Origin of the sequence: Flavobacterium sp., assembly GCF_023151265.1 — a bacterium.
GTDB lineage: Bacteria > Bacteroidota > Bacteroidia > Flavobacteriales > Flavobacteriaceae > Flavobacterium.
Window position 1 is genome coordinate 15021 of the sequence record NZ_JAKLJH010000012.1, and the last position, 12513, is coordinate 27533.

Sequence of the window (12513 nt, forward strand, 5' to 3'; positions counted from 1 at the left end):
AATAACTTGTTTAAAAGTATTTTAAAATTATTAAATCTCGTATTCTTATTTTTGTTAATTTCAGAAAAAATAATTAAATGAAAATTGCTAAACCTTTTTTGAAATGGGCTGGTGGTAAAAGACAACTTATCACTGATATTGAAAAAGCTTTACCAAAAAAATTCTTATCCGAAAAATTTACGTACATCGAACCATTTGTTGGCAGTGGTGCTGTTTTATTTTGGATATTAAACAATTTTCCAAAAGTTGAAAAAGCGATTATTAATGATATTAATTCTGATCTAACAAACTCCTACAGTATTATAGCTAACAAACCTTATGAATTAATCTCTATTTTAACACAATTTCAAAACGAATACCACGATCTTGAAATATCTAACGACTTAAAAAAAGAATATTATTATGAAAAAAGAGTATTATTCAATGGTAGAAAAACAGATAAAGTAACACAAGCTGCACTATTTATTTTTTTAAATAGGACTTGTTTTAACGGTCTTTTCAGAGTAAACAAAAACAATGGTTTCAATGTTCCAATCGGAAGTTATAAAAAACCAACTATATGTGATTCTGAAAACCTACTTGCTGTTAGTGAAGCCCTTAAGAAAGTCGAGATTCTTACAGGAGATTATCAACAAACTATAGATTATGCTGAAAAACCAGCTTTCTTTTATTTTGATCCTCCCTACAAACCTCTTAATAAGACATCTAGTTTTAATTCATACGCAAAAGAAGAATTTAATGACGATGAACAAATTCGTCTTAGTATTTTTTGTAAAAAATTAGACTCTTTAAAACATTTTTGGATGTTAAGTAATTCTGATTTAAAAGGTAACGTTGAAAATGAAACTTTTTTTGAAGATATTTATGATGATTTTAATATTAATAGTGTTTTAGCAAAACGAATGATAAATGCAAATCCATTAAAAAGAGGTGAATTGAAAGAGTCATTGATAACAAACTACTCTAATAGTGATCATATATTAAAAGCCATAAAGATTTAAACAATATTTCAACAAAAAACATTACATCTATGAGTTTTATAGACCCGACTGAAATACAAAAGCTAAATCATAAACTAACTACTGATTTATCTTATTTAGGAAAACTTTATAAATCAAAAAAGAATAAATATCACACTAAAACAGTTGATATTTCGTTAGTTGATTCATTTATAAAAGAAGGTTGGGAAGAATATGGAAAAAGTTTAAAATCTAAAGCTCAAATAAGAAAACCTAAAAACCATTCTAAACAATTTGAAGATGATGTTTGGTGTCAATTTTATGAATTGGGATATAGACACATGAATTTTGATGAAACATTCTATTTACCCTTTGGAAAAAGTTTTGAAGAGAAAAAGCAAATTGATATCATAGCAATAGATAATGAAACTGTTTTTTTGATAGAATGCAAATCAAGTGATAAAATAAAAAAAGCTCCTTCCTATAAAGACGAATTCGAACTTCTTGGAATGAGACTTGATGGTTTCAGAAAAAGTATTGAACAACTTCTTGGAAAAACTTTAAAAGTTAAGTATATTTTTGCTACAAGAAACCTCAGAATAAATGATGATGATGTTGATTTATTAAGATTAGAAAAAACAAATTCCTTCTACTATAACGACAATACTTATGATTATATTAATAACTTAATCAAAAATTACAAAAACGCTGCAAATTATCAATTTTTAGGACTAGTTTTTAAAAATCAACTCATAAACTCAACGAAAATTGAAGTTCCTGCTGTTGAAGGTGAAATGGGTGGTAGAAAATATTATATGTTTTCTATTGAACCTGAACTATTGCTTAAAATGGGGTTTATTTTGCATAGAACTAAAGCAAATGAATCAGAAATGCCAACCTATCAGAGATTATTAGTCCCTAGCCGATTGAAAGGAATAACAAAATTCATCAATGATGGTGGGTATTTCCCAAACTCAATAATTTTAAATTTTAGTCAGAAGAAAAACAAAATAATCTTTGAACCCTCTAGTCGATCAGGAGACTCATCATCAAGATTTGGAATGTTAAAAATCCCAAATTCTTACGCAATAGCATACATAATTGATGGACAGCACAGACTTTATGGTTATGCTAATTCTGATTACAAGAATAAGAATACAATTCCTGTTGTAGCCTTTAACGATTTAGAACCAATAGAACAGCTTGAAATTTTCATGGATATTAATCAAAATCAAAAAGCAGTAAGTCCAAGTTTAAGACTTACTCTTGAAGAAGATTTGTTTTGGGATTCTGATAGGGCAGATTCAAGATTAAAAGCATTACGTTCATCTATAATAAAAGGATTATCAACATCATTTGGACCTTTATATAATAAGATTTCTGTTGGTGAAGATAGCTCAGTTTTAACTTTTACACCATTTGCTAGCGCATTATTAAATTCAGGTTTATTGCCTATTGCCAAAGGCAATAAGTTTATTGGAAATACTTCAGCGTGTTTATATAATATTAATAACCACAACTATAATGAAGAGATGCAAAAAGCTAAAAAAGATATTATTCAATTTATTAATCTTTGTTATGAATTTGTAGAAGATAAATACAACGAAATTTTTGAAAGAGATAAATATTTTATCATTTCAAACAGAGGAACATTTGCATATATATCACTAATTGGAAGCTTAAATTCATTCATTACTGAAAAAGGTTTAGTTAACATAAATTCCAAACCTAAAGAACGATTTAATGAAATTGAAAAATATTTAATATCGCTTTTAGAATATTTAAAAAACATTACTAAAGAAGAAGAAGAAAAACAATTGTCTTTATTAGGTGCGGGTGCTGATATTAAATGGTTTCGATTTTTTCAAACTATTGTAAATCAAAACCACAATGAATATGAACCAACTGAACTAATTGATTGGCAAGAAAGGCAAAATGAGGAACTACAAGAAGAAGGTAGAAAATATGGTGTATACATAGAAAAGCACATGAAAAAAGTAGTTCTTGAAAAAATTAAATTACTTTATAAAGAAAATTGGGAATTAGAAATTAATGCGATAAAAACATCTTGTCAAGCTAGAGCTAATGATGAAAATGAAAAAAATTACAAAGAAGGACTTGATAAGAGAGTAGATTGGACTGAAATGTTTAATATCAATGATTATAAAAAAATAATTGAAAATTACTGGACAAAAACTCCTGAAATTGAATCTGAAAAAATAAATTTTAAAACTTTTCAAGATGAATTTTCTATAGACATTGGTGAAGGTTTTAATAGTAAAACTGAGAGAATAAAATGGATTTCAAGATTTAATTCTTACAGAAATATGTGGGCTCACGAGGGAACAAAAGAAAAAAGATTAAACAAAGAAGAGGTAGGCTTTCTTCATAAGATCTATCAAAATTTCAACAAATAATAAAGAAACCAGCTCAACAGCTGGTTATTTTTTATTTTACCCCATCCACCGCCATAACACCTTCTAAAAAATCAATCCCTTTCACTTCTTCAAAAAAGTTAATTTCGGTTTCGTGAGGTAAAAAATCGGAGATGATGCGTACGATAAAATCTTGTGGTTTTTTCAAAAATTTAAACGTGTAATCTTCCATGTTGACAACCGTTTTTTCGGCTAAATCGGTTGTTCTTACAAACTTATCGGAAGTTAAAGACGACAAACAAGGTAAATGTAGCTTTGGTTTTTCAGTGATGATGGGTTTTCCGTTTTCAAACAAACCACCTTCGTAACCGTATAGCGAGGCATTGGTAATTTCGATAGGTTTTCCTAAATGCAAATAATCGGGCAAATGAGCTTCTTTTCCTACTACAGCCGCAAAACCCATTAACACACAAATATCGTGTGGTGGCAGTTGCATCATAGCTTTAGCCGTACTTTCACGACCAATTCCAGAAACGATTACTTCGTACGTATGATTCAAATTCGGAATTCGAGCTAAAGCGTTTAGGACTTTTTCTCGCTCAATTTCCATCGGTGTTAATATGATTATCTTCAAAATCTCAGAATTAAATCACAAAATAAAGTAATTTGAAGAAATTAGAGCGTGTATATTTTTTATATTTTTGTTTCATGTCAAAACTACCTAACATCACCACCAGTATTTTTTCCGTAATGTCGCAATTAGCGAACCAACACGGTGCTATTAATTTATCGCAAGGATTTCCTAATTTCCCTGAAGACGAACGTTTGTTGCAAATTTCGGAACGTATTATTCGAGAAAATATTCACCAATATACACCAATGGCGGGTTTGCCTTCGTTATTGGAAAAAATTGCGAATCAAACCTTAAAACAATACGAAAGAAAAGTCAATACAGCAACCGAAATGTTAATTACCGCTGGCGCTACACAAGGCGTTTTTACTGCAATTAACACGTTTGTGAATCAAGGCGATGAAGTGTTGATTTTAGATCCAAGTTATGACAGTTACGAGCCTTCGGTTTTAGTTGCCGGTGGAAAACCCGTTCGTGTTTCATTAAACGATGATTACACGCCAAATTTCAACCGAATTGAAAGCGCGATTTCGACTAAAACGAAAATGATTGTCATCAACAATCCGCACAATCCTACGGGTAGAATTTGGACTGAAAGCGATTTTGAAGCTTTAGAAACCATTTTAGAAAAACATCCTCAAATATTAATTTTAGGAGACGAAGTGTATGAATACATTACGTTTTCGCAACCGCATATTTCGTTTAATACACGTCCAAAATTAGTAGAACGAACTATTATCGCTTCTTCTTTTGGAAAATCGCTGCATGTTACGGGTTGGAAGGTTGGGTATTTAATTGCTCCTGAACATCTAATGTACGAAATGAAAAAAGTGCATCAATTTTTAGTATTTAGTGTGAATAGTTTTTCGCAACACGCTATTTCGGAATACTTAGGTGTGGTTGATTTTAGTGAAGTTTCTAAAATGTACGAACGCAAACGCGATTTGTTTCAAAACCTAATTAAAAACAGTCTTTTTGAGTTAATGCCTTGTGATGGAACGTATTTTCAAGTGGTGAATTACAACCAAATTTCATCTAAAAATGATGTGGATTTTGCTAAAGAATTAATTGTAAATCATGGAGTAGCTTCCATTCCGATTTCAGTTTTTTACAATGATAATACCGATAGACACATGCTTCGTTTTTGTTTCGCTAAAACAGATGAAACTTTGAAAGCAGCGGCTGAAAAACTAAATCAAATTTAAATCCTTCAAATTGGTTTTATTTTGAAGTTTTAAGTCATTTTAAAACAAAAAAACAAGCTAACATTCAGCCAAATAACACTTTAACCCATTGTTAACAAAATTGCCTTGAAAAAACCATAAATAATTGTATTTTTACGGCTTAAAATTTTCAATAATCAAATGGGTAAAATCATTGCAATTGCCAATCAAAAAGGTGGTGTAGGAAAAACAACTACATCTGTTAACTTAGCAGCTTCTCTTGGTGTTTTAGAAAAAAAAGTACTTTTAATCGATGCTGACCCACAAGCTAACGCGAGTTCGGGCTTAGGAATCGATGTGGAAAGTGTGGAAATTGGTTCGTACCAAGTTCTAGAACATAGCGCCACTCCTGAAGAGGCAACCGTTTCTTGTTCGGCACCAAACGTATCGGTGATTCCAGCTCATATTGACTTGGTGGCTATCGAAATTGAATTAGTAGACAAAGAAAATCGCGAGTACATGCTAAAAACAGCATTGGAAAGCGTAAAAGATAAATACGATTATATTTTAATCGATTGTGCGCCTTCGTTAGGTTTATTAACTTTGAATGCTTTAACTGCTGCTGATAGCGTGGTTATTCCAATTCAGTGCGAATATTTTGCCTTAGAAGGTTTAGGAAAATTATTGAACACCATTAAAAGTGTTCAAAAAATCCACAATCCGAATTTAGATATTGAAGGATTATTGTTAACCATGTACGATTCTCGTTTACGTTTATCGAACCAAGTGGTGGAAGAAGTTCAGAAACACTTTAACGATATGGTTTTTGAAACGGTAATTCAAAGAAATATCAAATTGAGTGAAGCTCCAAGTTTTGGAGAAAGTATCATTAATTATGACGCTACAAGTAAAGGTGCTTCTAATTATTTGAACTTGGCAGAAGAAATTATTAAGAAAAATCAATAATAGAGTAAGATGACAAAAGCGGTAAAAAAACAAGCCTTAGGAAGAGGATTATCGGCTTTATTGAAAGATCCGGAGAACGATATTAAATCGGTTGAGGACAAAAACGCAGATAAAGTTGTAGGAAATATTATTGAATTAGATATCGAATCGATTGAAATTAATCCGTTTCAACCGAGAACGAATTTTAACGAAGAAACGTTACAAGAATTAGCCAAATCGATTAAAGAATTAGGCGTAATTCAACCTATTACTGTTAGAAAATTAGATTTTAATAACTACCAATTAATTTCGGGAGAACGTCGTTTGCGTGCTTCTAAATTAATCGGATTAAAAACGATTCCGGCTTACATTCGTTTGGCTAATGACAACGAATCATTGGTTATGGCATTGGTGGAAAACATCCAACGTCATGATTTAGATCCTATTGAGGTGGCGATTTCGTATCAAAGATTAATCGAAGAAATCAATTTAACGCAAGAAGAATTGAGTGAGCGCGTTGGTAAAAAACGTTCAACAATTACCAATTATTTACGTTTATTGAAATTAGATCCAATCATTCAAACAGGAATGCGTGACGGTTTTATTTCGATGGGACACGGAAGAGCGTTGATTAACATTGACAATCAAGATGTTCAGAGCGATATTTATCACAAAGTCGTAACTCAAAATCTTTCGGTTAGAGAAACAGAAGCTTTGGTTAAAAATTACCAAGATAGTTTAAAACCAAAGACAGCTAAGCCTGCAAAAGGGAACTCGTTTGACATTAATGAAGACGAGAAAAAAGCGTTTGCTAACTATTTTGGAACAAAGGTTGACGTTAAAGTAGCTGGTAACGGAAAAGGTAAAATCACTATTCCTTTCCATTCAGAAGAAGACTTTAATCGTATCTTGAAACTAATTAATTCTTAGTGAAAAAGCTACATTACATATTTATTTTAACTTGTCTTTTTCTAACTTTTGAAGGAAAAGCACAAGAAGAAATCAGTTTAATTCCAAAAGATACTGTAAAAGCAGTCATAGATCCAAATCGTCCTGCTAGAGCAGCTTTTTATTCAGCTTTAGTTCCTGGACTGGGTCAAGCTTACAACAAAAAATATTGGAAAATTCCGATTGTTTATGCAGGTCTTGGCGCTGGAATTTATTACTATACTTTCAATCAGAATAAATATCACGAATATCGTGACGAATACAAAAGAAGATTAGATGGTACTTCAGACCCTAATCATCCAATTTATGGTGGTTTAGATAATGACCGATTAATTAGAGCGCAAAAATTTCATCAAAAAAACAGAGATTTATCAGCTTTAATTACGGGTGCTATTTACATTTTAAATATTGTAGATGCTAATATCGACGCGCATTTAATGCAATTCAATGTTAATGATAATCTTTCTTTAAAACCTGACATGAATCAAAATCAAATGGATTACAGATTCAATTATGGCATGACACTCACCTATCGTTTTTAACAAAATATTAGGTAACAATTCAATCAATCCAACAACTAATTACTATGAAAATTGCACTTTTAGGATACGGAAAAATGGGAAAAGTTATTGAAAGAATAGCTTTAGAAAGAGGTCATGAAATCGTATTAAAAAAAGATCACGACAATACATTTGAAGGTTTATTGAATGCCGATGTTGCTATCGATTTTAGTGTTCCTGATAGTGCCGTAGGAAATATTTCAGAATGTTTAAATAATGGTATTCCAGTTATTTCAGGAACTACAGGTTGGTTAGCGGATTATTCGAAAATGAAACAACTATGTGAAGATAAAAATGGAAGTTTTATTTATGCTTCTAATTTTAGCTTAGGCGTAAATGTATTTTTTGAATTGAATGAATATCTAGCTAAAATGATGGCTAACTTGAAACAATACAACGTTTCAATGGAAGAAATTCATCACACTCAAAAATTAGATGCACCAAGCGGAACAGCAATAACATTAGCAGAAGGTGTTATCAAGCATACAGATTATGCCAATTGGACTTTAGAAACTCCAATTAGCAATGAAATTCATATTGAAGCAAAACGCATCGAAAATGTCCCTGGAACACACAGCATTTTTTACGATAGCGAAGTAGATCAAATCGAAATCAAACACACAGCACACAGCAGAGAAGGTTTTGCCTTAGGAGCTGTTGTTGCAGCTAAATGGTTGGTAGGTAAAAAAGGTGTTTTCACGATGAAAGATGTTTTGGGTTTAACCTCAAAATAAACAATTAGACAATTTAACAAGTAAACGATATTAAAAATGGAAATATTCGGTTGGTTAATCCTTATTCTACTGGTTCAGTTAATACACGGAATTGGAACTTGGAAATTATACGTAAAAGCAAGTAGAAAAGCATGGGAAGCATTTGTTCCAGTGTATAACGGAATTGTATTGATGCAAATCATAAACCGCCCGAAATATTGGATTTTACTACTGTTTATTCCAGTTATCAATTTATTTTTATTTCCAATCATTTGGATTGAAACCTTAAGAACTTTCGGTAAAAAATCAACCTTAGACATGGTTTTAGGTGTTGTTACCTTAGGATTTTACATCGCTTATGTAAACTATACACAAGAAGTAACATATCATGCTGATCGCGATTTAAAAGCACCGAACAAAACCATGGATACTTTGGGTTCATTATCGTTTGCTATTGTTGTGGCAACTTTAGTTCACACCTATTTCATCCAACCTTACACCATTCCAACCTCATCGTTAGAAAAATCTTTATTGGTAGGTGACTTTTTGTTTGTGAGTAAATTCCATTACGGTGCAAGAACACCAATGACACCAATTGCTGCACCAATGGTTCACGATACTTTACCTGTTGTAAAAGTAAAATCATATTTAGCAAAACCTTCATTACCTTATTTCCGTTTTCCTGCTGTGCAAAAAATTGAGCGTAATGATATTGTAGTGTTTAACTGGCCTGCAGACACATTGTTTCACATGTACAAAGCCGCTGATAAAAGATATGACAAACCAATCGACAAAAAAACCAACTACGTAAAACGTTGTACCGCTATTCCAGGAGATAATTTTGAAATTAGAGATGGTATCATTTTTATTAACGGAAAAGAATCAATTCTTCCTGAAAGAGCAAAACCACAGTATTTTTATTTAATTAAAACAAATAATGTAAATGCTGATGAAATTAAAAGCTTCTACCAAATTACAGAAGGCTATCCGTTATTTGAAATTAAAAATGAAATTTGGGACAAACCTGAATTCAAAAATGAGCTAATCAGCAGATATGCATTTGAAGAAATAGCAAGAGACACCTTAACTACAGCTGTAACAGGTCAGATAGATCAAGATATTTATAACAAATTAGGTTTGATGATTTCTCCAAGTTATTTTTATGGAAACTTAACAGCTGAAAAATACGAAAAACTTAAATCGGATAGTAGAATTGGTTCTGTAAAACGTCAAATTAGTAAAACAAGTGAAGATGGTATTTTTACTGACATTCAAGATGGAAAACCTTCAGTAAAAAACAATTGGAACCGTGATAATATGGGACCAATTTACATACCTGAAGCAGGAAAAACAGTAGCCTTAAACAAAGAAAATTTACCGCTTTATAAAAAAATAATTGGCGAATATGAAGGAAATGACTTAAAAGTAAACGGAGATGAAATCCGTATCAACGGTCAGGTTGCCACTTCTTACACTTTTAAACAAGATTACTATTGGATGATGGGAGACAACCGTCACAACTCATTAGATTCGCGTTATTGGGGATTTGTTCCTGCTGACCATATTGTTGGTAAACCTATTTTCATTTGGATGAGTATCGATGGTATTAACGATGGTCTTAAAAACTGGAGCATCCGTTGGGATAGATTATTTACAACCGTTAGCGGTGATGGCCAACCAAAATCGTATTTTCAATATTTTTTAATCGCGTTAGCTGGATATTTTGCTTTTGATTACTTCAGAAAAAAGAAGAAAAAGAAAGAAGAAGCTTAATTATATTACAAACATAAATTTCACTAATTATCACAAATTAATTCGTGCTAATTAGTGAAATTCGTGTTTTTAAAAACAATATTTTATCATGAACAACATTCTTATACATCCAACTTATTTCCCATCAATTAGTCATTATGTAGTGATGCTTCAAGCAGATTCGGTTACATTTGAAATGGAAGATAATTTTCAAAAGCAAACCAATAGAAACAGGATGTATATTTATAGTCCAAACGGAGTTCAATTATTGAATATCCCTGTAAAACATGCTATTGAAAAACATCAAAAGTATAAAGATGTTCGCATTGAAAATGATTTTGGATGGCAAAAAAATCATTTTAAATCACTGGAAGCCGCTTACAGAACTTCACCTTTTTTTGAATATTTTGAAGATGATTTTCGTCCATTATTTGAAAAGAAACACGAGTTTTTAATGGATTTGAATTTAGAAGTTTTTCAGTTGGTAAACGATTCATTAGGAATTAACATTCAACCTCAAAAAACTACTGAATTCTTCCATGAAGTTTCTGATTATAACGATTTCAGACATTTAGTAAACGGAAAAAAAGACACTACACAATTAGAAGAATACACACAAGTTTTCAATGAAAAACATGGTTTTATCAATAATTTAAGTATTTTAGATTTACTTTTTAACGAAGGAAGATACGCTGTTGATTATTTGAAGAACCAACAACTTTAGGATTATTCTTTTTCATCGATTTTCAAACGTGTAATTTGTGGAAAATGATCACTTTGCTGAAAAGTTTCAATTGATTTGAATTCTTTTACTTCAATGTTTTCTTCCACAAAAACATAATCAATTCGAGCCGGATAATATTTGTAATTGTACGATTTACCAAAACCAGTTCCAGCTTGTTCAAAAGCATCTTTCATATCGCCTTTAATAGTTCGGTACACGTAAGAAAAAGCACTATTATTCAAATCACCACAAATAATTTTTGAAAACTTACAATCTTCAAAATGTTTTTTAATCAATTCCGCTTGTTGTTGTTGCACAGTAAAAGCTTCGCTTAAACGTTTGAAAATAAACTTTGACTTTTCCTCATCAATTTTTTCGTGAATATCCGTACTGATTTTTATGGATTGCAAATGCATACTGTACACACGAATAGTGTCTTTACCTTTTACAATATCAGCAAAAATGACATTGTTACTCGAATTTGGAAATTCAATTTCTCCTTCGTCAATTATTTTAAAATTAGAATAAATGGCTTGTCCGTATTTATTTTTTCCTCCATACAACTTTGTAAAATTGTATTTAAAGTTGAACGATTTTGAAACCAATTCGTTTGGAGAAAACTCTTGCAAACACAAAATATCAGGCTGTTCTTCTACTATGAATTTCGAAATTTGTTCAGGCACATCTTTATTAGGCAACCATTCATATAAGTTGAACAATCTAACGTTGTAACTCATCAATTTAAAATCGGAAGTTTCAGCTGGAATATTAGTTTCAGAAAATTTATAAAATCGATTTACAAACGTAATTCCTAATAACAAAACAAATCCAGATAGCAACATATAACGCTTTAACTGAAGCAACCAATACACAAAAAAGAAAAAATTAAGGAATAAAAAAACTGGCAATCCTAATGTTAAAACACTCAAAAACGGAAAAACTTTTGGCGCTAAAAAAGGCAAAGTATAAGCAACAAAAGTTACTACAGCTAAAACTATATTAAGAAAAAACATTAATTTGCTTAACCAACTTTGCTTTTGCATGTATTATTTTCCTGCTTTAAATAGGAATTCCTTTTCTTCTTTTGTTAAACTATCATAGCCCGATTTACTGATTTTATCTAAAATATCATCAATCTGCTTTTGAGTCATATCTTTATTATCTTGAAACGAATTTACGCCTTTTTTTGTTGCATTGCGATGTACTTTTTTAAATGGCGTTTTCTTTTTAGGTTTGAAAAGATTCGCAAAAGCACCTAATACAGCTGAAAAAGGCTTTGTAATATCTTTACCTGATTGCAATAACTTAATGTAGATAAATCCGAATAAAGCTCCACCTAAATGAGCTAAATGTCCGCCTGTATTATCTAACGGCATTTGAATTAAGTCTACTAACAAAATAACAAAAGCCACGTGCCAAAGCTTCACAATACCAATTAACGGAATACGCAATAGCATAAAAGGCGCATACGTTGCTGCGGCAATTAAAATGGCCATAATAGCACCACTTGCTCCGACTAACAAACCTGCTTTCCCAATAAAAACATACGAAAGAACGAATGTGATTCCAGAGAAAATGCCTCCTAAAACATAAACACCAAACAATTGCTTATCTGTAAAATAAGTATTGAATAAACGTCCAGAAAAATGTAGCACCATCAAATTAAAAATCAAATGCAAAAATCCAGCATGAAAGAAATTAAATGTGATTAATGTCCAAGGTGTTCTAATGAAAGTACTTAAA

The 12513-nt window shown here is 31.3% G+C and carries 12 protein-coding genes; 9 read left to right on the top strand and 3 right to left on the bottom strand.

The features are described 5' to 3' along the window. Positions 1 to 77: 77 nt before the first annotated feature. Together L6Q46_RS02285 and L6Q46_RS02290 are read left to right on the top strand one after the other, a co-directional pair. Complete coding sequence (locus tag L6Q46_RS02285) at positions 78 to 1001, top strand: DNA adenine methylase (RefSeq protein WP_291282928.1); 924 nt, start codon at positions 78 to 80, stop codon at positions 999 to 1001. Positions 1002 to 1030: 29 nt separating this feature from the next. Beyond that, complete coding sequence (locus tag L6Q46_RS02290; RefSeq protein ID WP_291282929.1) at positions 1031 to 3376, top strand: DGQHR domain-containing protein; 2346 nt, start codon at positions 1031 to 1033, stop codon at positions 3374 to 3376. Between the two features lie 31 nt (positions 3377 to 3407). Here the strand turns inward: L6Q46_RS02290 and L6Q46_RS02295 are convergent, their stop codons facing one another. Further along, on the bottom strand, positions 3408 to 3968 hold the full coding sequence (locus L6Q46_RS02295; protein WP_291282930.1) for a hypothetical protein: 561 nt from the start codon (positions 3966 to 3968) through the stop codon (positions 3408 to 3410). 74 nt (positions 3969 to 4042) lie between these two features. Here L6Q46_RS02295 and L6Q46_RS02300 point away from each other — a divergent pair, with 74 nt between their 5' ends. The 7 genes from L6Q46_RS02300 to L6Q46_RS02330 all read left to right on the top strand — a co-directional run bounded on the left by L6Q46_RS02300 (position 4043) and on the right by L6Q46_RS02330 (position 10770). Next, a complete protein-coding gene (locus L6Q46_RS02300; RefSeq protein ID WP_291282931.1) occupies positions 4043 to 5170 on the top strand; it encodes a methionine aminotransferase in 1128 nt (375 codons plus the stop codon). A gap of 159 nt (positions 5171 to 5329) precedes the next feature. Beyond that, the gene (locus L6Q46_RS02305; protein WP_111567688.1) at positions 5330 to 6094 is read left to right on the top strand and encodes an AAA family ATPase; all 765 of its coding nucleotides are present in this window, start codon (positions 5330 to 5332) and stop codon (positions 6092 to 6094) included. A gap of 9 nt (positions 6095 to 6103) precedes the next feature. After that, positions 6104 to 7003: a ParB/RepB/Spo0J family partition protein gene (locus L6Q46_RS02310; protein WP_291282932.1), complete on the top strand. Its 900-nt coding sequence runs from the start codon at positions 6104 to 6106 to the stop codon at positions 7001 to 7003. After that, on the top strand, positions 7003 to 7563 hold the full coding sequence (locus L6Q46_RS02315; RefSeq protein ID WP_291282933.1) for a DUF5683 domain-containing protein: 561 nt from the start codon (positions 7003 to 7005) through the stop codon (positions 7561 to 7563). The genes L6Q46_RS02310 and L6Q46_RS02315 overlap by 1 nt, the downstream gene beginning before the upstream one ends. Before the next feature lie 44 nt (positions 7564 to 7607). Next, a complete protein-coding gene (dapB, locus tag L6Q46_RS02320; RefSeq protein WP_291282934.1) occupies positions 7608 to 8315 on the top strand; it encodes a 4-hydroxy-tetrahydrodipicolinate reductase in 708 nt (235 codons plus the stop codon). Between the two features lie 36 nt (positions 8316 to 8351). Then, on the top strand, positions 8352 to 10067 hold the full coding sequence (gene lepB / locus L6Q46_RS02325; RefSeq protein WP_291282935.1) for a signal peptidase I: 1716 nt from the start codon (positions 8352 to 8354) through the stop codon (positions 10065 to 10067). Between the two features lie 88 nt (positions 10068 to 10155). Further along, a complete protein-coding gene (locus L6Q46_RS02330; protein ID WP_291282936.1) occupies positions 10156 to 10770 on the top strand; it encodes a WbqC family protein in 615 nt (204 codons plus the stop codon). Between the two features lie 2 nt (positions 10771 to 10772). Here L6Q46_RS02330 and L6Q46_RS02335 read toward each other — a convergent pair whose 3' ends face one another. Next, complete coding sequence (locus tag L6Q46_RS02335; RefSeq protein ID WP_291282937.1) at positions 10773 to 11813, bottom strand: endonuclease/exonuclease/phosphatase family protein; 1041 nt, start codon at positions 11811 to 11813, stop codon at positions 10773 to 10775. Positions 11814 to 11816: 3 nt separating this feature from the next. Then, positions 11817 to 12513: rhomboid family intramembrane serine protease (locus tag L6Q46_RS02340; protein WP_291282938.1), on the bottom strand; the 697-nt coding region annotated here is incomplete at its 5' end.

Coding starts and splice junctions, on each gene's coding strand:
- L6Q46_RS02335 (WP_291282937.1), bottom strand. CDS start 11,813: ATGCAAAAGCAAAGTTGGTTAAGCAAATTAATGTTTTTTCTTAATATA.
- L6Q46_RS02305 (WP_111567688.1), top strand. CDS start 5,330: ATGGGTAAAATCATTGCAATTGCCAATCAAAAAGGTGGTGTAGGAAAA.
- lepB (WP_291282935.1), top strand. CDS start 8,352: ATGGAAATATTCGGTTGGTTAATCCTTATTCTACTGGTTCAGTTAATA.
- dapB (WP_291282934.1), top strand. CDS start 7,608: ATGAAAATTGCACTTTTAGGATACGGAAAAATGGGAAAAGTTATTGAA.
- L6Q46_RS02300 (WP_291282931.1), top strand. CDS start 4,043: ATGTCAAAACTACCTAACATCACCACCAGTATTTTTTCCGTAATGTCG.
- L6Q46_RS02290 (WP_291282929.1), top strand. CDS start 1,031: ATGAGTTTTATAGACCCGACTGAAATACAAAAGCTAAATCATAAACTA.
- L6Q46_RS02310 (WP_291282932.1), top strand. CDS start 6,104: ATGACAAAAGCGGTAAAAAAACAAGCCTTAGGAAGAGGATTATCGGCT.
- L6Q46_RS02285 (WP_291282928.1), top strand. CDS start 78: ATGAAAATTGCTAAACCTTTTTTGAAATGGGCTGGTGGTAAAAGACAA.
- L6Q46_RS02330 (WP_291282936.1), top strand. CDS start 10,156: ATGAACAACATTCTTATACATCCAACTTATTTCCCATCAATTAGTCAT.